We start from the raw sequence: 22120 nt of genomic DNA, 5'->3' as shown, positions 1-22120 counted from the left end.
CGTCGGCAGGCTGCCACTTGCGGCGGTCGACCACGGCTTCTAGCATGGCCGGCCCGCACCGAGACGAGTCGTCATGCCCCGCCCACCGCGTTTCCCAGCCTCACGTTCGACCGCCGCAGCCGCTCGTCCGGCGGCGCCGCGCCGAGTGGCCAAGGCGCCGCCTGCGGAGCCGCGCCTGCTGCTGTTGAACAAGCCTTTCGACGTACTGACGCAGTTCGCCGACGCCGATGGCCGGGCGACGCTCAAGGATCTCGTGCAGGTGCCCGGCGTCTATCCTGCCGGTCGCCTGGATCGCGACAGCGAGGGCCTGTTGCTGTTGACCAATGATGGCCGGCTGCAGGCGCGTATCGCCGATCCGAAGCACAAGCTGCCCAAGACCTACTGGGTGCAGGTGGAGGGCGAGCCGGATGACCAGCAGTTGCAGCGCCTGCGCCTGGGGGTCGAACTCAACGACGGCATGACCCTGCCGGCCGAGGCGCGGCGAATGGACGAGCCGGAGCTGTGGCCACGCAATCCGCCGGTGCGTTTCCGCAAGAGCGTGCCGACCAGTTGGCTGGAACTGGTGATTCGAGAGGGGCGCAATCGCCAGGTACGGCGCATGACTGCGGCGGTCGGGTTACCGACGTTACGGCTGGTGCGGGTCAGGATCGGTCCGTGGACGCTGGATGGCCTGCAGCCGGGGGAGTGGCGGGAAGTGCCCGCTCAGCTGAACTGAACGGGCTGATCACTCAATCGATCGCGAACACCAGATTGGCGCTAGCTTCGTAGCGGGCGCTGCGAGCGTCGGCTTCCTCGCGGTGGTGGCTGCTGCGCACGATCCAGACGCCGGCGGTGGGTAACGTCAGGCTGGCAATACCTTCGGCATCGGTCTCAGCGACAATGCGCTCGCGGCCCGGGCTCAGCGCCTGCACTTTGCCGGGCAGCGGTTCGCCCTCGAACAGCACCTGAACCCGCATTGGCTTGCTGGCACTGAGGCTGGCGGGGTTGTCCAGCGCGATCAGCTCCAGGCGGTCACCGCTGCGTGCGTGATAGGCGACACCGTCGGTGGCAGGATTGATTAGCGCCTTGGAGAAGTTTTCGATGCGCAACATCTTCGCCGGGTCGTCGGTTTTTTCCTTCTTGTCGATCGGACGGTAGCGAGGCGCGGCTCGCGCCACGAGCAATGCATCTCCTGTCGGCGCGGCGGCTTCACCACGCAGGGCCTTGGCTGTCTCGTCGGCTTCGAGATTCAGTGGCGTCGTTTTACCGTTCTGCAGCAAATGTACCTCCACCTGCTCAGGGTCAAGCAGACGCTCGCCCTGGAATAACTTCTCGGTCATCAGCACTGAGAACTGCAGTGGTTCGTCGGGGTTGGCTGTGGCGTTGTCGGGCTTGATCAGGAAGGTATGGGCCTGGGTGAATAACGGAACCAGCAAAAGCGCCAGCGCAACGGGTTTGAACATGATCGACTCCATTTTTTTAGAACAGCAGCAGGGGAAGCGTGAACGACGGCGCGCCGAGCGCCAGCGGAACGATAAAGCGCGGTGCGTAAGTGAGGAGCAGCACTTGGAGAAGGGCGGCGACGCTGAGCAGAGCGGCCCATAGCGTTAGGCCGACCGAGACGCCGAGTGGGTTGATGCAGGGCGCGGCGGCCGTCGCCAGTGCCAGCCAGCGAGACGCAGCGTCAGCCGTATCGCCGCGTGCGGGCGCTTGCCCAGTATTTGCTCATGATGTCGATCGATGCTTAGGCATAGCGCGACGAAGCCGCTGAAGCACAGCGCCAGACTTAACCAGATCATGCGGCGAGCTCCTTTACATTGGTACACGGATTGCTCCGCCGTGGCGCTCGCACGGCGGGGCGATGCGTGGCGACCTTCCAGGCTGCGCCTGCAAACACCGCAGCGAACGCCCAGAGCGTCAGGTCGACACCCGCGACCAACCATTGCCCGCGGCCCAGGGTGTTCGGAAGATGACTGTGCGGCAGGAGCAGGGCGAACAGCGGCAACGCCGCGAACAGCGCCGCGTTGGCACTCAGCTGCTCGATCCAGGCACGTCGGTGCGAGCGGGATAGCGCGTGCAGCAGGCTGACCAGCCAGATTGCAAAGAAGCAGCGAATTTCCCATTCGATGCGGCCGTTCAGTGCGGCCGGCAACAGGCGATTGGCCCACAAGTATGCCGCGATCGCCAAGGGCAATCCGGCAAGCGTGGCGACATTGAGAACCTCCACCAGACGATGACCGAAAGGCGTACGGCCAAGCTTCTGCCGCTCGGGCAGGCGTTTATTCACCCAGAGCACAAGTCCGGTGACGATCATCGCTGTGCCGAGCAGGCCGCTGAGGAAGAATGCCCAGCGCAGCGGCGTTCCGGCGAAGCGCAGCAGGTGCAGGCTGGTCAGCACGTTATAGGTTGCGTTCGCGCCGCTTATCGGGTTGTTTGCAGGGCCGTTCAGCTGTTCGCCGGTGACGCCGTTGAAGCGCAGACGCTCGCTGCTACCTCGGTCGATCAGGCTGTCACCGCCACGCTCGCGCAGTTCGATAATCGAGTTGGCGGTACCCGGTTGGCTGACCTGCACACTGCCAACGCCGCGTGGCCAGCGTTGCTCGGCTAGCGCCAACAAGGGCCGCGGGTCGGTCAGCGGCGCGGCCTGGACATCGATGCCGGGTGCGGTCTCACTGCCCGCATTGCGCCCGCCGCTGCGTCCGCCGCTCTCGGCAAAAAACGCCTGGGCGTCGCCGCGGTAGGCGCTCTCGATGCCCCACGGCATCAGCATGAACATCAATAACAGCAGGCCGCTGTAGGTGATCATCAGATGGAACGGCAGCGCCAGCACAGCCGTGACGTTATGCGCATCCAGCCAGGAACGCTGCCCCTTGCGCGGGCGAAAGGTGAAGAAATCCTTGAAGATTTTCTTGTGGGTAATCACGCCACTGACGATCGCCACCAACATGACCAGCGTGGCGATGCCGACAATCCAGCGCGCAACAATGCGCGGCATGCCGTAAAGCTCGAAATGGAAGCGGTAGAGAAAGCCGCCGCCGCGGGTTTCACGCACCTCGATCGGCTCGGCACTGGTGGCGTCGAGGACGCGGCGCTGGCCGCCCCCTTTGCCTTGGCGTTCGCCTTGTTCGAACCATTGCACGCGTACCGCGCTGTTGCGTTCCGACGGTAAATTGATATTCCACATGGCGGCGCTGGGTGCCAGCGTCTGCATGTGTTCGATCACCCGAACGGCGGTGTCGGGCTGCGCCATCGAGGCGTGCTGCTCGGGCTGCATCCAGAAGCTGATTTCGTCCTGAAAGAAGCTCAGTGTGCCGGTGACAAAGATTACGTAGAGCAACCAGCCAAGCAGCAGTCCGACCCAGGTATGCAACCAGGCATTGGCCTGACGAAAACCTAGCGCTTTCATGGCTGAGCTCCGGCGAGCATCAAATGCGCCGCCGGCAGACCGCACAGCACGCCGGTGACCCACCATGCCCGACTTGCGCTGGCGGCTGCAAACGCCCAGATCACCAGGGCGCAATACAGGGCGAACGACAGCAAGGTCGCGGTGAGGACCGCCTGTGGTCGCGGCAAAGGCAACGCCAGTGCCAGGCTTGCAGTGGCCAGGGCGGCGAATGCATAGCCACCAAAGATGGCCAGGATCGTCCGGGCGGCGATGGCCACACGGTGACGCGAACGAGGAGAGGCCGTCCAGGCGAGGTACTTGGTTACCGGCGGCATGAGGTGTGCCGCCCGATCGCCAAGGGAAAATGGAACGGATCAGTTTCAGAAAGATGCGAGTTAATCATAATATATGTCAATTGAGGTTGATTCTTATCTACTATCTCAGGCTTGGCTGACCGTAGCCTGACGCCAGCCTGTCGCGGTGAAACTCATGAAGTTGCTTGTCGTTGAAGATCATTCGGTACTACGTGAGTTGCTGGTGAAGCATCTGGAGCGTGCCGGTTGTGTCGTCGATGCCGCCGAACATGGTCGCGAGGCGCAGGCGATGCTGGGACTAAGCCGCTACGACGCGATGATTCTCGACCTCGGTTTGCCCGACATGGACGGGCTGTCGTTACTCGCCACCCGCGCCTCGACACTCAACAGCGACCTGCCGTGCATCATCCTCACCGCCTGTGATGCGTTGGAAAGCCGAGTCGCGGGGCTCGACGCCGGCGCTGATGACTATTTGCTCAAGCCCTTCGAAATGGCTGAACTGGAGGCGCGTTTACGCGCGGTGCTGCGCCGTCCAGGTACCCGTAGCGCACGGAACTTGCAGTTGGGCAACCTCAGCCTCTGTCTGGACACCCGCTGCGTGCAGGTTGCGCAGCGCCCGCTAATCCTCTCCAAGCGAGAAGTCGCGCTGCTCGGCGAATTGCTACGCAACGCGCCGCGTGTGGTCATCAAGGATCATCTCGAAGAGCGCCTGTATTCGCTCGACACGGCCGTCACGCCAAACGCCATTGAGGCGCTGATTTCGAGATTGCGACGCAAGTTGATGTCGGCCGGAGCCGACAGCAGCATAGAGACCTTGCGCGGGCTGGGTTACCGACTGATACCGAGCGCTCCGTAAGCGGCGCTTTTCAGAAACTCAGCGCTACCCCGACATTGAGTCGGCGACCGTCCAGCGTCTTGCCGTAGTCGGCGTTCGAGATTTCCTTGTCGAATACGTTGTACAGGCCGGCATAGACGTTCATGTTTTCGCTCACCCGGTACAGTCCGCCGAGGTCGACCATCGTGTAAGCCGGTCGCTGCTCCAGGTCTTCATCCGAAACGGTTTCGCTCTTGTAGCGCGCTTTCGCCCAGAGCTTCAGAGCCTCTGTGGTACGCCAGTCCAGGCCAATATTGAACATGTGCTGGGGTAGGTTGTTGAACGGCTTGCCGATGTCGTCTGGGGAATCCTCCGACTCTGTAATCTCGCTGTCCGAATAGGTGTAGTTGGTCTTCAGGTCCAGCGATGCGGTGAGCGGTACGTTGAAGAACGTTTCCACGCCCCGTAGTTCGGCGGCGTCCTGGTTGATGTACTGGTTGATGGTCTGGCGCGGTGCGATGCCGTTGACGGTGCAAGCGGGCGCCGACGCGGGGCTGGTACAGAACAGGCGCTTGCCGATCTTGTCCTCGAATTCGGTGTAGAACACCGTGACGCCCGAACGGATGCCGTTGGCTGCATCCCACATCAGGCCCATTTCATAGTTGACGCTGTTTTCCGGCTTGAGAGCCGAGTTGCCCATGTCATAGGAGCGACCCCGGCCGGCGTTTTCCACGATGCTGGTATCGGCCTGCTTCAGGGTTGGCGTTTTGTAACCACCGCTGACGCCACCTTTCAGTACCAATTCATCGGTGAAGCGGTAGACGCCATACAGCCTTGGGGTGAACTCTTCGCCGTAGTGTTCGTTTTCGTCATAGCGTAGGCCGGCGGTCACCGAGAGGGCTTCGGTGACGTAAAACTCGTCTTCGACGAACAGCGCGCGCTGCCAGCGTTCCAGTTCCATGTCGGCTCCGTAGAAACGGCCGACATCGTGATCGGTGGTTTCCCACTTGTACTCGCCGCCCAGGGTCATGGTGTGGTGATCGAACGGTAATACGGTCTTGCTGTTGAGCAGCGTGGCGGTGTATTCCGAATAGGCAGAGCCGTTCTCGATTTCAACCTTTTCGTTGGTGAGGAACGTGTCGGTCAGTGAGCCGTTGCCCCAGTTCAGCGCATGGCTGATGCCGTAGTGGGTGCGGACATTGTCCATTTCGCCGGCAGCACCACTCTTTTGCGTACGCTCGTTGTCGCTTTCGCCCCGGCCGGCCTCAAGCTGAAAGCTGTGCATGTCGTTGAACACGATGTCGAGCAGCGCAGTGTTGTCGATGCTGGTCTTTTCCGCATAGCCGCCCTCGATCTCATCCTCGTCGCGATGGTTGCGCGAGCCATACAGGCTCAGCGCCAGATGGTCCTGCATCAGCGGACCGCTCAGGTAATAGCGGGCCTGATTGGCGGGGCCAGCATCGCTGTTCTCATGGAACAGTCGGTCATAGCTAACGGTGCCTGACCATTCACGTGCGGTGGCCTTCTTGGTGATGATGTTGATCACACCGGCCAGGGCACTGGAGCCGTACAGCGAGGACATCGGGCCGCGAATCACCTCGATGCGTTCGATGGCCGACAGCGGTGGCAGCCAGCCGAACCGGGTGGCACTGCCGAAGCCATTGTAGTAGGCCTCGCTGGATGCGCCCTGCGGCCGGCCGTTGACGAGGAACAACGTGTATTCCTCACCCAGGCCACGAATGTTGATTGAGGTGGATTCCAGCTTGCCGCCAGCGCCACCCTCGATGGACACCCCAGGAATGTCCTGCAGTGCATCGGTCACGTCGCGGTAGTATTTGCCTTCCAGTTGTTCCTTGCTGATGACCGTGATCGAAGCTGGCGCGTCGATCAACTGCTGTTCGTAGCCGGCGGCGGTGACGACGATGTCGTCAAGACCCACTGCCTTGGAATTATCAGCTGCCACATACGGCGCCACGGCCCCGGCGATGGCCATGGCAAGTGTGGTCTGAAATAACTGGTGACGGCGCATACGCAATGCAGACATGGAAAAACAATCTCCCCTGTGAATAAATCTCAAACGTTAATAAATCTCATTACCCCGTGTGACTATGTCATTAATACCTGACACGAACCTGACGATGCCGAAGCGGCGCAGCCTGCATCGGCGGGTACTGATCGCCTTGTTGGTGGTGTTCGTGCTGGGCTTCGGAAACGTTGCCGTGCACCTGTACGGCACTCGCGATGAACTTCGCCGTGCGGTGCTGTCAATCCAGGCTCGCGCTGTCAGTGAGGGGATGCGCAGCGATGGCGACCTGAGCGCGTTGCCGCGAAGCTATGGCGGCGCTGAGCTGGGCTACACGCTGTATTCCGCTGAAGGGCAACTGTTGTGGTTTTCAGAAAATATGGAACGGCCACGGCGGTTGCGCACCGCTCTGTTGGAGCGTGAGTCGGGCTGGTGGCGCTGGAGCCCTTACGGTGGGGCCGTGGTCAACGTCCCGGTGCGTCTGGAAGACGGCGCGATTTTGATGGTTTCGCGCAATGACGCAGCCGAGCGCGGAATGATCGACGATCTGTTACAGGATCGGCTGCGTCAGAGCACGGTGATCATGCTGCCGCTGGGGCTGGTGTCGGTAGCGCTGATCCTCCTGTTGCTCAACTGGACGCTGCGTCCGGTGCGCCGCGCCGCTGTGCTTGCGCGTGAGATTGGTCCGAACGAGCCACAGCGGCGCATTGCACTGGACGACTTGCCCCAGGAAATCCATCCGCTGGCCGAAGCGGCCAATAACGCGCTGGACCGGCTTGCGTCGGCCTATGCTTCCGAGCGACGTTTCGTCGCTGATGCTGCTCACGAATTGCGTACTCCCCTGACGGTACTTGATCTGCGCCTTCAGGATGCGCGTCAGAGTGGCGAGCCTGATTGGCCAGCGCTGGGCATGGAAATGCGTCAGATGCGCAGGCTGGTAGCGCAATTGCTGGAGCTCGCGCGTCAGGATGGCGCCGCCGTGGAGTGCCGCAGCGGCCCGGCACAGCGGGCAAATATCTCGCGTGTAGTGCGTGAATGCTCGGCGGCCCTGCTGCCACTGTTCGAAGCACAGGGCCGCCTGATCGAAGTCGACATTACCGATGGCTTGGAATGCCGCGGCAACGCCGACCAGTTGCGAGAGGCATTGAGCAATCTGCTGGAAAACGCATTGGTACACGGGGCCGGCGAGGTGTGGGTGACGCTATGCGCGGAGGGAGCGGAGGTTAACCTGGACGTCGTCGATCAGGGCTGTGGTGTGCCTCCGGATGAACAAGAGGCGATGTTTCAACGCTTTCGTAAGGGGCGGCAGGGCAGCGAGGGAACCGGGCTGGGCCTGGCTATTGTCCGACGGATCGTCGAGAACGCGGGCGGGCGGATAGGGTTCGTCGCTGGACAACCGAGCATGTTGCGCATCGTGTTGCCGAGAGACGGCGTGTAGAACCGCCGCCCCGATGACGCCTCAGTGCGGAATGCCCTGGGTCACTTCGATGATGTAGCCGATGATCGGTTTGGCGAGAAACGCGAACAGGCACAGGCCCAGGCCCAGGAAGAGAATGGCGGTGCCGAGCCGGCCGGCCTTCGATTTCTTGGCCAAGTCCCAGATGATGAACGCCATGAAGGTCATCAACCCGCCGACCAGGACGATCATCATCCACTTTTCGAAAACTTCCGGCTCCATCGATTTCTCCGCTTGGCTAAGTCTGGATACAGACGACAACAGCTATGACAGCGGGCGGACCGGTTATTAGCGAGCAAGGCGCTTGTTCGAATGTGGCGCGCGGGGGCATAGCAAGGCGGCGGCGAGTATACGCCAAGTCCTCCATCGATGATGCCGGGCGCGTCAATGGGTCTCAGCTGCGCAAATGTTCCAGCGGCAGCTCGGTGCTCGACGACACCTGCCGCAATACGAAGCTGGAGCGTACGCTGGAGACGCCTTCGATGCGGGTCAGGGTGCCGAGCAGGAACTGCTGGTAATGCTCCATATCGGGCACCACGACCTTGAGCTGGTAGTCGGCATCCATGCCGGTTACCAGGCTGCATTCGAGCACCTGCGGACATTTGCCGATCACCCCCTCGAAATGCTCGAAGCGTTCCGGCGTATGCCGGTCCATGCCGATCAGCACGTAGGCGGTCAGGGTCAGGCCGAGTTTCTTGCGATCGAGCAGGGCGACCTGGCGGGCGATATAGCCGTCGTCTTCGAGCTGCTTGACCCTTCGTGAACAGGGCGAAGGCGACAGGCCGATGCGTTCGGCCAGATCCTGGTTGGAGATGCGGGCGTCGTGCTGCAGTTCGGCGAGGATGCGCAGGTCGTATCGGTCGAGTTTGCTCATGGCAGGGCTTCTTTGGTTTCTGATTGCGCTAGATGATTGATCGATAGGAATTCATTGCGCAAGTGGCGTGTTAGTGCGCAACCTTAGCAATCCTGTGCCGGGTTTCGAGGCGTAAGCTTTATCTCAACTTCAGCCCCCGGCAGAAATGGACACGACAGGCGATCCCCGCCGTGACCAGCGAAGGTCTTACCGAGACCGACGGTCCGGGCCCCGGTGCTCACGAGGCGCCGCGCGAAGAAGCCGTTACCCTCGGCCCGACGAATCGAAGAGACCACGCCCAGGCGTGGTCTTTTTCGTTTTGGAGTTTTGTTTGCGGGCTGACGTAAACATCGATATCGATTTACGGCGTCGTGCCCATCCTACGCGCTGAGGCGATACCGATTGCCGCGCTTACCCCGCGTCACCCTTCGGCCCGACCACTTCCAGCGGATCGGCATGTACCAGCACCTCGGCTCGCGGGTACTTGGCATGAATCGCCGCCTCGGCCAGATCGCACAAGGTATGCGCCTCGATCAACGGCAGCTGGCCCGGCAGCTCCAGATGCAACTGCACGAACCAGCGGGTCCCGGAGACGCGCGTGCGCAGGTCATGGCAACCGACCACACCGGGCACCGCGCAGGCCAGTTGGTGCATGTCCTCGCTGACCTCCGGAGGAAGCTCGGTATCCATCAGCACCGAGCCGGCCTCGCGGACGATGCTCAGCGCACTCCAGAAAATGTAGACGGCAATGGCGATGCCGAAGACCGCGTCCAGGCGCTCCCAGCCATAGCCGGCCAGCACCAGCGCGACGAGGATGCTGGCATTGAGCAATAAATCCGAACGGTAGTGCAGGGAGTCGGCGCGGATCGCCGTGGAGCCGGTTTCACGCACCACATGGCGCTGGTACATCAATAGCGCCACGGTCAGCGCCAGCGACAGCAGCATCACCGCGATGCCCAGTGCCGGTGCGCCCAGTGGCTCGGGGTGCAGCATGCGGTCGACGCCTTGCACGCAGACGAGGATTGCACTGACCGAGATAAAAGCGCCCTGGCCAAGTCCGGCCAGGGCTTCTGCTTTGCCGTGGCCGTAGCGATGGTCGTCGTCCGCAGGGCGCAGCGAGTAGTGCACGGCCAGCAGGTTGAGCAGCGAGGCGGCGCCGTCGAGCAGCGAGTCGGTGAGGCCTGCCAGCAGGCTCACCGAGCCGCTCAGCCACCAGGCCAGCGCCTTGCTGGCGGCCAGCGTCAGCGCCACCGCCAACGCCAGTCGCGTGGCGCGGCGCATCAGCCTTGCGTGTTCGGCGCTGACGCCTTTGCGCTCGCGTGTGTGTTGCATCAGGCCGCGGGACGCAGGCCGAAGGCGGCCAGTTGCTCGATGCTGCCGTTGTGCTGGATCAGGCGCGGATCGTCCAGCGGCAGGCTGCGGCCGATTTCCTGCTCGACGATGGCTTTCAGGCGGGCCTGGTCGATCTGGCCGTCGGCGCCGATGGCGTCCTGCAGTTTTTCCGGTGCCATGGAGTATTGGCCTTCAGGCAGGTAGATCGCGCCGGTGGCGAAGTCGATGCCGAAGGCAATCAGCCCGGGGATGACATAGAACAGCAGGCCGACCGCATTGAGCACGGCGATGGCCGGGTCGATTCGGCCGTCGATCTGCCCGCGGCGATCCGGGTAGAACAGCGTGCCGCAGGCGGTAAGCTGGGTGAACAGGGAAGCGGCCAGCACGCCGCCGATGATTCGGTTACGGGTACGCATAAGGACCTCCAGGGAAATTGGCGCAACTATACAAGGGCTGGATGATGTTTTCTCGATATCAGACCACGCTTGCCGCCCGGCTGTTCGGCGATGCACGACGCGCGATGAGCTTTACCCAGGACTTACCAAGCCCTGACCAAGCAGTGCGCCAGGTGTGCGGATAATCGCGTTGCGATTTCCCCCCATTCGGAGCTCAGTCATGTCCCGGTCATTACCGCGTGCCGGTTTCGGCGCGCTGCTTTCCCTCTGCATCACTTCGACGACGTTTGCCGCAGCGCCCGGGCCGGGGCCTGCCGGGCACCGGGCGCCGGGCAAGCCAGTGCACTACCATGCGCCGGGCCCTCGGCGCGGCCATGGTCTGCCGGTCGGTGCGCGGGAAATCTGGGTCGGCAGCATGCTCTATTTCATCGCCGCCGGAACCTATTACCTGTGGAATGCCGAGCGCAACGTCTACGAACCCGTCAGCCAGCCGCCGCTGCCGGCCGGCGAGGCCACGCGATATGATGTCATCGCCTATCCGGCCAAGGGCCAGAGTGCCGAGCTGCAGAGCCGCGACCGCTATGAGTGTCATAGCTGGGCGGTCAGCCAGAGCGGCTTCGATCCGGCCAGCGCCCAGTCGGCGCCCGCTGCGGCGAGCGCCGACACCTACAAGCGCGCCCTTGGTGCCTGCCTGACCGGACGAGGCTACAGCGTCAACTGATGCGTCCGGCTTCGGGTGGACGCAGCAGTTGCCGAGTTGTCTGCCCGAAGCGAGTGTCCATGAATTCCCTACCGATCGATGAAGCCCTGCCAGCGCTGCGCCAGGCCCTGCAACAGCGCGACGAAGCCGTGCTCGAGGCGCCGCCCGGCGCCGGCAAGACCACCCGCGTTCCGCTGGCGTTGCTCGGCGAAGCCTGGCTGGCGGGGCAGGGCATCATCATGCTCGAACCGCGGCGGCTGGCGGCCCGGGCTGCCGCCGAGCGGCTGGCCAGCGAACTGGGCGAGCGGGTCGGCGAGACCGTCGGCTACCGCATCCGCCTGGACAGCAAGGTCGGGCCGAATACGCGCATCGAAGTGGTCACCGAAGGCATTCTTGCGCGGCGCCTGCAGGACGATCCGGCGCTGGAAGGCGTCGGCCTGGTGATCTTCGATGAATTCCACGTTTTGCTAAATGCGCAGGAAGTCGCATTGTCTTGTCAGAAAAGCCAGCCACGTCTCGCCTCAGGCTTTGGTAGCTGCCAGTAGGTGGAGTCGGGTAGGTGCTATTGCGCACTACTCAATCTCCTTGGCAGCAAAGCGCAATGCCGACCGCATCCACTCCGGCATCTTGCAGGCCCGGAGCTTCATCAGCTCTTCGCCGCTCAGCGCACTAACAATCTTGGAAACCACATTAGCGGACAGCCCTTCTTTCCCGATGTAGTAGAGAGCAGTAAGCGCCACACCTACCGTCGTGCCGGCGTGCTGCAAGCGGTCCTTGGATACGTGGCGGAGGCGAACCACCGCATTGCCAACCTTGATCTCGCGAGTAGATCCGCTGGTGTAAAAGGTCGGCAACACCTGCATCTGTGTGCTGAGGCCCAACCTCCGAACAGCCTCCGCGCCGTGTATCTGGATCGTCTCGCCGTTCGCCTTCGTGATGACCTCCACGACAGCCAGCGGACTCGGGCGCACCACCCTGCCGGTGTACTTGCTCATTTTGGGGCGCATGTAGACACCGCGAGCGACTCGCTCCAGCGTGCCTGATTGCACCAGCCTAGAAAGCGCTTTATTAATCGACGCACGGGAACCGACCTGCGCGAACACCGCGCCGGCAAATGGCCTCCCCTTTGGCATGTGCTTGACTCGATTTAAAATAGCTTGCGCGACGGACATATGAGCCCCAAAAAGTCAGAATCCACATATTTTCTGACGCCCACAAAAACTATAAGCCCTGCCAAAAACAGGACCTCCAGGCCAGCCACTGGGGACAGAGGGACAGCAAGATCAACACTCACTGTGCGGCCACGGAACCGGCCCCTCACACAGCCTCGCTGAGTAATCAGTCAGGTTCGACTAGAGCTCTCAACTCCTCACCAACCTTCTCCAGGAGCTGCTCAAAACTTTCAGGAGCTTCGGATCCAAGCAAGTAGGTCAGGGCCAAGAGGGTGACAGGGTGAGTGTCGAGCACCGTGCAGAGGCTATCGAGCTTTTCGAGAGTCGGGCTCGTTGCCCCGCGCTCCAGCATGCTGACGAAGGTACGACTGCTAACGAGCGAGAAATCTTCCTGTGCCAGCCCCCTACGCTGCCGCACGAGCCTCAACGCTTTCCCGAACGAATCCCGGACTTCCATTTTGCTGCTCCGCAAAATGGAACGATGAAGCGCGATTGAACAATATATGACTACAAAATATATTGTTCATCAATCAAGTACAATTATCATTAGGAGATTGGCGCGTGTTCAAAACCAGTCGGAATGCGGAACTGCTTCCTGGGCTCTCAACAGCGCCAGATGGCGTGCAGTTCTGGTCATATGTCGAGCTAGAGATGACCTGGCCCTGGTTCTACCTGCAGATCGTTGAGGACGATGGAAACGCGGCCTTTCGAAGCATGCTAATGGTTCCGTCGGTTCCATTGCTGGAACAGGTCATAGCTGCGCAGACCGAGCACGCCTGGCTGGAGCAGGCGTATCTTGTGAGTCCCGGGCATATGAACGAGGTGGGTCGCTGGTTGATGGAGCCGTTACTGGAGATCCTTTCAATTCGTGATGCACAAGGTAGCGAGCTTGGGCACCAGTACCGAGTGGAGGGAGATCGCACGTACTCAACCTCAGCGTGTCAGTCTCTCGGCAGTCGAATTAGTAAACACGTGATCTTCTCTGCTGCATTACATCTGCGAGGCTAACGCCCCACTTCCTACCCGTATCCATAGTCCCATCTGAACCGAGCTCAGTTGTCTTTCCAGAATTCGCTCCGCTGCACAAGGCCGAACTCATCGCCAGTCCTATCGGGATTCTCGTCGAACATGGTGTTGACCATACGCTCGCGGCGGAGACCACTCAGCGCTCGGAAAAAGCAGGCCTCACAGAGATGCACCTCATAACGCTCGCCATCATGCAAACACGATTTGCTGTTGGATGAGCATCACTTCGACGATGCCACCGATGACCGCGTCCGAGGAGAACTTTCAGAGCTCTTGCCCAACCAGGTCTACGAGGTAGAACGGCAACCTTTTTTGGGCCTGATGAGCGGATTGACCAACTACACCATGGCTGACGAGTTTCGCGTAAAGCAGGCGCTCGATATCGCTGTTGCGACCGGTGATTTGCTGGCGGTCGGTAAGGATGGCAAGACCAGGCGTCGCAAGGGCACTAGCATCAAATCCAGTGATATTCTGATAGCTCCCCCGCAGAGACCCATCTTCTTCGTGCCACAGCTGAAGAAATCCAGCTCGGAGAACTGAGGTTCGGCACCGCTCCTTGCTCGGTGGCTCGCCTTAACCGCATCGGTACCGGTAGCTTGGCCCATCGCGTGAAATGCCGAGCATTTCGCTCTAGGGGTCTGGCGCGTCGATCAAATAGCCCATCCCACGCGCGGTTTGTATGAGCTTAGGTTCGAACTCATCATCGATTTTTGCTCTCAGCCGTCGTACCGCCACCTCAATCACATTGGTATCGCTGTCGAAATTCATGTCCCATACTTGGGAGGCGATAAGGGACTTTGAGAGCACTTCCCCGCGACGCCGAAGTAATAGCTCAAGAAGTGCGAATTCCTTTGCAGTTAGGTCTATTCGTTTCCCCGATCGCGTAACTCGACGCCTGAGCAGATCGACCTCAAGGTCGAGGAGTTTGAGTATTGTTTGGTTGGGGACATTATTGCCGCGGCGAAGCAACGTACGGATCCTGGCTAGCAATTCGGAGAAGGCGAACGGCTTGATGAGATAATCATCAGCGCCCAACTCCAATCCCTTTACTCGATCCTGAACCCCGTCTCGGGCGGTGAGAAAGAGCACGGGAACCTCATTACCAGCAGCGCGGACTTTCTGTAAAACCTGCCACCCATCCAGGCCAGGCATCATCACGTCTAAGATGAGCAAGTCGTATGTGGTATGAAGCGCGTGCTGAGCAGCATCGGTCCCGTTTTCAACTCTATCGACTGTGAAGCCTGCCTCTGAAAGCCCCTGCTGTAGGTAGGTGCCTGTTTTCGGCTCGTCTTCAGCAACAAGAAGCTTCATGAAAGTATTCCCTCCGGCATTTGGAGCAGTGTGCCGATTGTCAGGGCGTGCAGCCAGTACCTTACAGAAACGTAATGCTCGCATCATCTGTCTGACAGCTTGTAGCGTTAACGTCTACATCAGCAGTTGCTCCCACACTCTGCTTTTTGGCCTTTTCCATGCTCCTTTGGCCTATCGGCGCCTAGATGGCGCCCTTTTTTTGCCCGCTGGAAACAAGACCTATTTGCCTGAACGAAAAGGCACCATGCACGCTACCTGCGCTTTCGCTTGGGCTCACTGCTTTTATGCATTACTGACGAAACCGTAATGTCTAAATCAGGCTTCTGACAGGAACGCTCGGTTAGCTTAGACACAGGACCAAGCCAAAGCCCCTATTTATGGAGCTGCGCTGGGTCTCCCATGTCTTCGAACGAGGTAACAAGTAATGAAATTCTTCAGATCCGTTTCTGTACTGCTCGCCATCGCAGCAAGCTCTTCCTATGCAATGGCAGAAGGTGGTGGTGATCGTACCTTTGCTCGTATGGAGCAGGCTCGCCAAATAGCGATCGCTAGTTATCAGGCTGACCAGAAGGACCAAGCCCAGGAGGTAGCCTCAAAAGCAACTTCAGCGAAGCACGCCCACGCTAATTGCTGAAGCGAAACCTTACGCAACTGTGACCATGCACCTTGAGTATCGTTGCAACCGGATCCTTGCACGGAAATCAAAAGCCATTGCGCAGCTTCCACCTGGAGATTGACATGCTCACAGGCGATTTTTTGGGCGATTTCTGAAGCGCTTTAAGCTTACAAAAATGTAATCCCGCGTCTTTCTTAGGCATGCCATATTTACGATTAAAGGCGAGTCGCTTGATAAGACAGACCGTGCGCGAGTTTCTAAGATCAATTAACGCTGGCAACACCAACCTTACGGCTGGTTTCGGCTTGGCTCCTTAGTTTGATTGGAACCTACACATGCAACGTAAAACCTCTAGGCGAACCTTTGTTAAAGGCTTGACTGCCGCAGGCATCCTTGGCGGTCTTGGCTTGTGGCGAGCTCCGGTCTGGGCAGTGACTAGCCCAGGCCAGCCCAGCGTACTAAGTGGCACGGAGTTCGATCTGCTGATTGGGGAGACGCCGGTCAATATCACCGGCGCGGCCCGGACAGCGATGACTATCAATGGGACCATCCCAGGGCCGCTTCTACGTTGGCGTGAAGGGGATACCGTCACGCTGCGAGTCAGAAATAAGTTGAGCGAAGATACATCGATTCACTGGCACGGCATGATCCTGCCGGCCAACATGGATGGCGTGCCTGGATTGAGCTTCCACGGCATCGCTCCCGATGGCATGTATGTCTACAAGTTTCAGGTTAAACAGAACGGTACCTATTGGTACCACAGTCATTCAGGCCTACAAGAGCAGCTTGGTGTCTATGGTCCCTTGGTCATCGATGCGAAGGATCCCGAACCGTTCAGCTATGACCGCGACTATGTGGTGATGTTGACTGATTGGTCCGATGAGGATCCCGCTCGAATCCTTTCTAAGCTCAAGAAGCAGTCCGATTATTACAACTTCCACAAGCGCACTGTCGGAGACTTCATTAACGATGTGAGCGAAGACGGCTGGGCCGCTACGATTGCGAATCGGAAAATGTGGGCTCAGATGAAAATGAGTCCCACCGACCTCGCCGACGTAAGCGGCTACACCTATACCTATCTAATGAACGGCCAAGCACCCGACGGGAACTGGACCGGCATCTTTAAGCCCGGCGAGAAGCTTCGTCTGCGGTTCATCAACGGCTCGGCCATGAGCTATTTCGATGTCCGCATTCCAGGGCTGAAGATGACTGTAGTCGCAGCCGATGGCCAATACGTCAACCCAGTTAGCGTCGACGAATTCCGCATTGCCGTGGCAGAAACCTACGATGTGATTGTCGAGCCTGCGACCGAGGAGGCTTACACGATCTTCGCCCAATCGATGGATCGCACAGGATACGCCCGTGGCACGCTAGCGGTTGCCGAAGGGCTGAGCGCTCCTGTTCCAGAAACCGATCCTCGACCACTAATCACCATGGACGACATGGGGATGGATCACGGCAGCATGGGCGGTATGGCGGGCATGGACCATGGCGGCGACATGGGCGCGATGGACCATAGCAACATGTCCGGCATGAACCACGGTGACATGCAAGGGATGGGCGACATGGGCGCAATGGCCGGCATGGATCACAGCAAAATGGGTGGGATGTCCGGGATGGACCACTCTGGAATGGCTGGGATGAGCGCAGGTATGCAATCGCACCCGCCCTCAGAGTCCAATAACCCACTGGTGGACATGCAGACCATGAGCCCAACTCATAGGCTGAACGATCCCGGTATTGGCTTACGAGACAACGGCCGCCGAGTCCTGACCTATAGCGACTTGAGAAGCACTTTCCCCGATCCGGACGGCCGTGAGCCCAGTCGGACGATCGAACTCCATCTCACCGGCCACATGGAGAAGTTCTCCTGGTCATTTGACGGTATAGAGTTCTCTGATTCGGAGCCCCTGCGGCTCAAATATGGCGAGCGGGTACGCATCACTTTGGTCAACGACACCATGATGACCCATCCGATTCATCTGCATGGTATGTGGAGCGATCTTGAAGATGAGAATGGAAAGTTCATGGTTCGCAAGCACACGATCGACATGCCTCCAGGTTCGAAGCGCAGCTACCGCGTGACAGCCGATGCGCTCGGGCGTTGGGCTTATCACTGTCACCTACTGCTTCACATGGAAATGGGCATGTTTCGTGAAGTCCGAGTGGACGAGTAAGAGGAACTTTATATGGGAAATTTTACGAAGCGTAAAACTCTTATCGGCAGCGCGTTAATGTTCAGTCTGCTGGGCGTAATGAATATGTCAGCTGCGTTTGCAGAGCAAAAGCATGATCAGCACAAGCAATCATCGGCTTCATCGCAGAATCCAGGCAACAAGCCGGCATCTCAGACACAAGGCACCTCTAACTCAAAAATGAACCACGACGACATGGATCATGGCTCGATGGACCATGGAGAAATGGAGCACGGCAAGATGGATCATGACCCCAAGGCCACTGATACTGAGGTGGATTCGCACCATGACCACTAGACCTTCTCGCTTTGCTCTGATTGCGCTCGGAGTTTCGTTGAGCGCAGCGGCTGGAGGGACAGCCAACGCTGCCGAGATGATGGATCATTCGATGCATCAAACCCCTCCTGCTGAGGCAGCTCAAGCCCCTGCATCTTCAGCGAAGCCCGCAGCTAAGAATCATGGCTCCGGTGGGCAAACGGACCATTCTGCGATGGGTCATGGTGCGATGGACCATAGCACGATGAACCATGGCCAAATGAAGCATGACGATACGCTCGAAATGCCCGGCATGGTTCATCCCTCGTTCATTCCAGTATTGACCGATGCGGATAGAGAAGCGGCTTTCCCTGGTCTTCAAGGTCATACAGTCCATGACAAGTATCTGGCCTGGTTCCTTCTGCTAGATCAACTTGAGTACCAGAACGCAAATGAAGGTAGCACCCTCAGTTGGGAAGCTACTGCCTGGGTTGGTGGCGATATCAATCGGTTCTGGTTTCGCTCGGAAGGTGAGCGAACGAATGGCGTTACTGAAGATGCGGAAATTCAGGCGCTCTACGGGCGTGCCATCAGCCCCTGGTGGGATGTGGTAGCAGGTGTTCGCCAGGACTTTAAGCCCGAGTCGCCGCAGACGTGGGCGGCTTTAGGCGTCCAGGGGATGGCTCTGTATAACTTTGAGGCGGAAGCCACCGCCTTCGTCGGTGAAGGTGGGCAGACAGCAGCACGTTTTGAAGGCGAGTACGACATTCTCCTCACTAACCGGCTGATCCTCCAACCGACTGCCGAGCTCAATTTCTATGGCAAGGACGATCCTGCGCGCGGAGTAGGCGCTGGTCTCGCAAACACAGAGGTGGGGCTCCGCCTCCGATACGAAATCGTTCGTGAGTTCGCACCGTACATCGGCGTCACGTGGAGCCGGGCATACGGTAATACCGCCGATATGGCGAGAGATGAAGGCGAAGACGTAGATGAGGCGCGGTTCGTTGCTGGCATCAGGCTTTGGTTTTAAGGACCCTAGATGAAAAGAATAATTATTAGCTTCGCTGCCTTCTGCGCACTAGGCCTGTTGGTGGTGGCCGGTGTTGTTTTCTCGGGACTAATAAACGTTGCCGCGGATGATCCTCATACGGGAGTCGTGCACGCATTCCTGGAAACTGCTCGCAATCGCTCGATTGAGGTTCGCTCCGAAGACATAGTCGTGCCATCTCTCGACGATGAAGACCAAATCCGCGCCGGGGCGGGGAACTACGACTCGATGTGTGTGGGTTGTCATTTGGCGCCAGGCATGGCTGAGACCGAGCTAAGCAATGGCCTTTATCCCGCTCCACCCAGCCTGGCTGAAGCGGGGCCATACGATGACCCAGCAAAAACATTTTGGGTCATCAAGCATGGCATTAAGGCCACTGGGATGCCCGCGTGGGGTAAAAGCATGGCTGACCCGTACATCTGGGGAATGGTGGCTTTTCTGCAGAAGCTTCCTGAGTTAGATGAAGGAGCGTATCGAGCACTCGTTGCGTCTAGCGGTGGTCACCAGCATGGTGGTGGGGAGACCCCAGCTGGGCATAGTGAGCAACACGGCGAGATGGCCTCGGGCGACCACCATCAGGGCGACAGTGGCGGCTCGGATCACCATGGCTCCAGCAGCACAGGTGGAGCATCCGGCCAATCAGGCTCCGGTCATCATGGTAATAACGAAAGCGATGACCATCATGCGTCCGAGGAGCCCCAGGCGGTTGAGCACAGCAATGGCAGTGACAGTGCCGATGCGGAAGGCAAATCCCCTTCAAAAAACCATGTGCACGCAGACGGGAAGCAACACGAGCACTAACATCCGGTATATGTGTGCCTATGCGGTTCTGATCGAGGCTCTAAGAAAGGCGGTTCAGCAAGCAGAGGATCGGCCCTAGGCCATCCTAGTCGACGCAACGGTACCGGAGGGCTTTGCAATTGCTTCCTTCCTAAAAGTTAGGCCGCAAGGCCAGTAACTTACCTAGTTAAGCGGCTTGCGCTCCGGCCGTTCCCCAACGAATGCTTCCAGTCGTGGCGACAGGGAGCTCCCTCATTTTCAACTCAATCATCTCGAACAGACTAGCGAAGCCGTACAGGCAATCTGACGGCCACATCGCCACCAACTGCGCCCGCAGATCCCCGGTGCGGTTGGACTTACCTTACAACATTGTAATGAGGTTTTTCGAAACGGGCTCGGTAGGAGCGTGTCGTAATTCAGTGTCTGCTAACAGGCTGATGAGCCATATCGGCCAGTAACCAAACGACGAAATACAACTATCGAACCCTGGAGAACGTAAATGACAAACTCAATGTTCGCATCCTGTATCCAAGCTTGTTCGAACTGTGCCCTAGTGTGCGAAATGTGCGCCTCTGCTTGCCTACGCGAGGATGATGTAAAAATGATGGCTCGCTGCATCGAGCTTGACCGCGACTGCGCGGACATTTGCAGGTTGGCTGCCACACTGATGAGCCGCGAAAGTGAATATGCTAAGAAGTTCTGCGCCCTTTGCGCCAAGATCTGCCGTGCATGCGGAGAGGAATGCGCGAAGCATGAAATGGATCATTGCCAAGAGTGTGCGAAGGCGTGCATGAACTGCGCTGAGGAATGTGAGCGTATGGCAGGATAACATCCGTAACTCACTGCTCTGGCACTACTAAATTGGGAGTGTCAGAGCCCCTCGAAGAATAAGAAAAGCCATGGTGCGCTTAATGTTCGCGCCTCCATGACATATCGAAAAAGTGCGTACGATACCCGCAACTGCCAAGAGCGAATCAATCCCTGTCCAGCAGCATTTCATTCCAAAGCGAAATACGATAGTTACGCGCTAGCAACTCTTACTTAGCCACCGATGATCGCCACCGTAACGGTCTATTCTCTTGCCACTGTCTCCCGATTGAGCGCTGAAAACTAATTGAGTGAATTAGCATGAAAGCTCCTGGCAAAAAGGCGGTCCAACAACAACCAAGCGGGCCATGCGACCTTATTTTGCTGGGAGAAAACGAAAATGGTTTTGCGAATATTCCCATCGCAGCGATTGGCTTTGCTGCTAGTACTGCTCGCCGTTCTGCAACTCAGTGGCTGCGCCGTTTCCCCGCGCCTGAAACCAAGCGACCAGCCAAGCGTTGCTCGCAAAACCTTTGTCATCACTGGTGCCTCCAGTGGCTTCGGCCGCGGCGTGGCGCTCAAGCTTGCCGCTCTGCAAGGCGACGTGGTGCTAGCGGCCCGCCGGACCGACGTGCTCGAAGAACTGGCCGCGCAGATACGCATGGCTGGAGGATCGGCACTGGTGGTGACCACCGACGTGAGCAACCCGAACGAGATGCAGGACTTGGCACGAGCCGCCATCGAGCGTTTCGGCAGGATCGACGTTTGGATTAACAACGCTGCGGTCGGAGCGCTGGGTCGTTTCGAGGACGTTCCCGTCGAGGACCATGCGCGGATCGTGGATGTCAATCTTAAGGGCATGATCTATGGCAGCCACGCAGCCATGCGCCAGTTCAGAGCTCAAGGCTTCGGCACGCTTGTCAACGTGGGCTCAGTCGAGAGCGAGATACCGCTGGCTTATCATGCCTCCTCCGCAGCGACCAAAGGTGGCGTCATAAATCTCGGCGCGGCAATCGCTGAGGAGATTCGCCTGAGCGGTAGCGAGACCATCAATGTCGCCACCGTCATGCCCTGGGCTGTGGACACACCGTTTCTGGGAATCAATTTGCCCTTTCTAGTTCATTGATCAGGGACTTCATTTCTGCGATTTCTCGGCGCTGAGCGTCGATGATTTCGTCAGCTAACTTGCGGACGCGAGGATCTGAAATCTGAGCTCGTTCACTTGTTAGGATTGCTATGGAATGGTGGGGGATCATGGCCTTCATGTAGTCCGTGTCGTCTACCGTCGCTTGCCCACGTACAAGCCATAGTGCAATGGTAAAAGCTACTGCACTTCCTGCCAATATCGCTAGGTTTACTGACTTACGCTTATACATGTTGAGCATGAATGCGAGCATGACTACTGCCATTACCGCGCCCATCACTAATGCCATCCAAGCGCGAGTCTCGCTCCAAAAAACATGCTCGAACGAGTAAGTATTTAAGTACATCACGCCATACATAATGATCGTAGACGTGGCTACCATCGCTGCAAAGCGCCAGTAAGACATTTGCATAGTTAGACCTCTTTAATGATTGCTGCTGGATCGGCGACTCAACGTGTTCGCGCAGCCCTGCTTAGAAGTGGCTTTCGAATGCTCTCCTAAAAACGGACAAGCC

General features: G+C 58.8%; 25 protein-coding genes and 2 pseudogenes. 14 read left to right on the top strand and 13 right to left on the bottom strand.

Annotated elements, in window-relative coordinates; translation table 11 throughout:
* Positions 1 to 73: 73 nt before the first annotated feature.
* Complete coding sequence (locus B597_RS30295; RefSeq protein WP_031323273.1) at positions 74 to 715, top strand: pseudouridine synthase; 642 nt, start codon at positions 74 to 76, stop codon at positions 713 to 715.
* A 13-nt stretch (positions 716 to 728) separates the two neighbouring features.
* Here B597_RS30295 and B597_RS30290 read toward each other — a convergent pair whose 3' ends face one another.
* The 4 genes and pseudogenes from B597_RS30290 to B597_RS30280 form a co-directional block, all read right to left on the bottom strand.
* Complete coding sequence (locus B597_RS30290) at positions 729 to 1442, bottom strand: DUF4198 domain-containing protein (RefSeq protein WP_024161800.1); 714 nt, start codon at positions 1440 to 1442, stop codon at positions 729 to 731.
* Positions 1443 to 1458: 16 nt separating this feature from the next.
* Positions 1459 to 1778 (bottom strand): annotated as a pseudogene (locus B597_RS46280) (DUF3325 domain-containing protein).
* Positions 1775 to 3385 carry a PepSY-associated TM helix domain-containing protein gene (locus B597_RS30285; protein WP_003292619.1) on the bottom strand — a complete coding sequence of 537 codons (1611 nt, stop codon included), beginning with the start codon at positions 3383 to 3385 and terminating at the stop codon, positions 1775 to 1777. Before B597_RS30285 ends, B597_RS46280 begins: the two are co-directional and overlap by 4 nt.
* Complete coding sequence (locus B597_RS30280; RefSeq protein WP_003292620.1) at positions 3382 to 3699, bottom strand: hypothetical protein; 318 nt, start codon at positions 3697 to 3699, stop codon at positions 3382 to 3384. Before B597_RS30280 ends, B597_RS30285 begins: the two co-directional genes overlap by 4 nt.
* Before the next feature lie 154 nt (positions 3700 to 3853).
* Here B597_RS30280 and B597_RS30275 point away from each other — a divergent pair, with 154 nt between their 5' ends.
* Positions 3854 to 4534 carry a response regulator gene (locus tag B597_RS30275; protein WP_003292621.1) on the top strand — a complete coding sequence of 227 codons (681 nt, stop codon included), beginning with the start codon at positions 3854 to 3856 and terminating at the stop codon, positions 4532 to 4534.
* A 10-nt stretch (positions 4535 to 4544) separates the two neighbouring features.
* Here B597_RS30275 and B597_RS30270 read toward each other — a convergent pair whose 3' ends face one another.
* Positions 4545 to 6536, bottom strand: a complete 1992-nt coding sequence (locus tag B597_RS30270; RefSeq protein WP_003292622.1) for a TonB-dependent receptor domain-containing protein — start codon at positions 6534 to 6536, stop codon at positions 4545 to 4547.
* 142 nt (positions 6537 to 6678) lie between these two features.
* Here B597_RS30270 and B597_RS30265 point away from each other — a divergent pair, with 142 nt between their 5' ends.
* Positions 6679 to 7953, top strand: coding sequence for a sensor histidine kinase (locus B597_RS30265; protein ID WP_226924983.1), 1275 nt, complete (start codon positions 6679 to 6681; stop codon positions 7951 to 7953).
* 21 nt (positions 7954 to 7974) lie between these two features.
* Here B597_RS30265 and B597_RS30260 read toward each other — a convergent pair whose 3' ends face one another.
* The 4 genes from B597_RS30260 to B597_RS30245 all read right to left on the bottom strand — a co-directional run bounded on the left by B597_RS30260 (position 7975) and on the right by B597_RS30245 (position 10572).
* Positions 7975 to 8193: a DUF2788 domain-containing protein gene (locus tag B597_RS30260; RefSeq protein WP_003292624.1), complete on the bottom strand. Its 219-nt coding sequence runs from the start codon at positions 8191 to 8193 to the stop codon at positions 7975 to 7977.
* A gap of 172 nt (positions 8194 to 8365) precedes the next feature.
* Entirely contained in the window at positions 8366 to 8845 is a 480-nt protein-coding gene (locus B597_RS30255) for an Lrp/AsnC family transcriptional regulator (protein ID WP_003292625.1), read from the bottom strand.
* A gap of 390 nt (positions 8846 to 9235) precedes the next feature.
* Entirely contained in the window at positions 9236 to 10156 is a 921-nt protein-coding gene (locus B597_RS30250; protein ID WP_003292626.1) for a cation diffusion facilitator family transporter, read from the bottom strand.
* Complete coding sequence (locus tag B597_RS30245) at positions 10156 to 10572, bottom strand: hypothetical protein (protein ID WP_003292627.1); 417 nt, start codon at positions 10570 to 10572, stop codon at positions 10156 to 10158. The genes B597_RS30250 and B597_RS30245 overlap by 1 nt, the downstream gene beginning before the upstream one ends.
* Positions 10573 to 10771: 199 nt before the next feature.
* On the opposite strand from B597_RS30245, the gene B597_RS47550 reads away from it, so the two are divergent.
* Positions 10772 to 11272, top strand: a complete 501-nt coding sequence (locus B597_RS47550) for a hypothetical protein (RefSeq protein ID WP_003292628.1) — start codon at positions 10772 to 10774, stop codon at positions 11270 to 11272.
* 59 nt (positions 11273 to 11331) lie between these two features.
* Positions 11332 to 11796 carry a DEAD/DEAH box helicase gene (locus B597_RS30240; RefSeq protein WP_003292629.1) on the top strand — a complete coding sequence of 155 codons (465 nt, stop codon included), beginning with the start codon at positions 11332 to 11334 and terminating at the stop codon, positions 11794 to 11796.
* 27 nt (positions 11797 to 11823) lie between these two features.
* Here B597_RS30240 and B597_RS30235 read toward each other — a convergent pair whose 3' ends face one another.
* On the bottom strand, positions 11824 to 12423 hold the full coding sequence (locus B597_RS30235) for a DUF6088 family protein (RefSeq protein ID WP_015275564.1): 600 nt from the start codon (positions 12421 to 12423) through the stop codon (positions 11824 to 11826).
* A gap of 166 nt (positions 12424 to 12589) precedes the next feature.
* The gene (locus tag B597_RS30230; RefSeq protein ID WP_003292631.1) at positions 12590 to 12880 is read right to left on the bottom strand and encodes a helix-turn-helix domain-containing protein; all 291 of its coding nucleotides are present in this window, start codon (positions 12878 to 12880) and stop codon (positions 12590 to 12592) included.
* 104 nt (positions 12881 to 12984) lie between these two features.
* Here B597_RS30230 and B597_RS30225 point away from each other — a divergent pair, with 104 nt between their 5' ends.
* Positions 12985 to 13431 (top strand): hypothetical protein, encoded by a 447-nt coding sequence (locus B597_RS30225; protein ID WP_003292632.1) that lies wholly within the window; start codon positions 12985 to 12987, stop codon positions 13429 to 13431.
* Positions 13432 to 13650: 219 nt separating this feature from the next.
* Positions 13651 to 13989: pseudogene (locus B597_RS30220) on the top strand (hypothetical protein); the annotation flags it as partial.
* Positions 13990 to 14079: 90 nt separating this feature from the next.
* Here the strand turns inward: B597_RS30220 and B597_RS30215 are convergent.
* The gene (locus B597_RS30215) at positions 14080 to 14760 is read right to left on the bottom strand and encodes a heavy metal response regulator transcription factor (protein ID WP_003292635.1); all 681 of its coding nucleotides are present in this window, start codon (positions 14758 to 14760) and stop codon (positions 14080 to 14082) included.
* 424 nt (positions 14761 to 15184) lie between these two features.
* On the opposite strand from B597_RS30215, the gene B597_RS46275 reads away from it, so the two are divergent.
* From B597_RS46275 to B597_RS30190, 7 genes are all read left to right on the top strand, one after another.
* Positions 15185 to 15394, top strand: coding sequence for a co-regulatory protein PtrA N-terminal domain-containing protein (locus B597_RS46275; RefSeq protein ID WP_015275566.1), 210 nt, complete (start codon positions 15185 to 15187; stop codon positions 15392 to 15394).
* Between the two features lie 317 nt (positions 15395 to 15711).
* Complete coding sequence (locus tag B597_RS30210; protein ID WP_003292636.1) at positions 15712 to 17553, top strand: copper resistance system multicopper oxidase; 1842 nt, start codon at positions 15712 to 15714, stop codon at positions 17551 to 17553.
* A 12-nt stretch (positions 17554 to 17565) separates the two neighbouring features.
* Positions 17566 to 17868, top strand: a complete 303-nt coding sequence (locus B597_RS30205; protein ID WP_003292637.1) for a hypothetical protein — start codon at positions 17566 to 17568, stop codon at positions 17866 to 17868.
* Positions 17858 to 18856 (top strand): copper resistance protein B, encoded by a 999-nt coding sequence (locus B597_RS30200; protein ID WP_015275567.1) that lies wholly within the window; start codon positions 17858 to 17860, stop codon positions 18854 to 18856. Before B597_RS30205 ends, B597_RS30200 begins: the two co-directional genes overlap by 11 nt.
* A 9-nt stretch (positions 18857 to 18865) precedes the next feature.
* Complete coding sequence (locus B597_RS46270) at positions 18866 to 19675, top strand: c-type cytochrome (RefSeq protein WP_003292639.1); 810 nt, start codon at positions 18866 to 18868, stop codon at positions 19673 to 19675.
* A gap of 478 nt (positions 19676 to 20153) precedes the next feature.
* Complete coding sequence (locus tag B597_RS0223160; RefSeq protein ID WP_015275568.1) at positions 20154 to 20483, top strand: four-helix bundle copper-binding protein; 330 nt, start codon at positions 20154 to 20156, stop codon at positions 20481 to 20483.
* Between the two features lie 378 nt (positions 20484 to 20861).
* Entirely contained in the window at positions 20862 to 21587 is a 726-nt protein-coding gene (locus tag B597_RS30190) for an SDR family NAD(P)-dependent oxidoreductase (RefSeq protein ID WP_003292641.1), read from the top strand.
* Here the strand turns inward: B597_RS30190 and B597_RS30185 are convergent.
* The gene (locus B597_RS30185; RefSeq protein WP_003292642.1) at positions 21562 to 22017 is read right to left on the bottom strand and encodes a DUF305 domain-containing protein; all 456 of its coding nucleotides are present in this window, start codon (positions 22015 to 22017) and stop codon (positions 21562 to 21564) included. The genes B597_RS30190 and B597_RS30185 overlap by 26 nt on opposite strands.
* Positions 22018 to 22120: the final 103 nt, after the last annotated feature.

It is taken from the genome of Stutzerimonas stutzeri KOS6, assembly GCF_000307775.2.
GTDB classification, from domain to species: domain Bacteria; phylum Pseudomonadota; class Gammaproteobacteria; order Pseudomonadales; family Pseudomonadaceae; genus Stutzerimonas; species Stutzerimonas stutzeri_B.
Note: the sequence above shows the minus strand (reverse complement) of the source record. Positions and strands in the feature narration are given on the sequence as shown.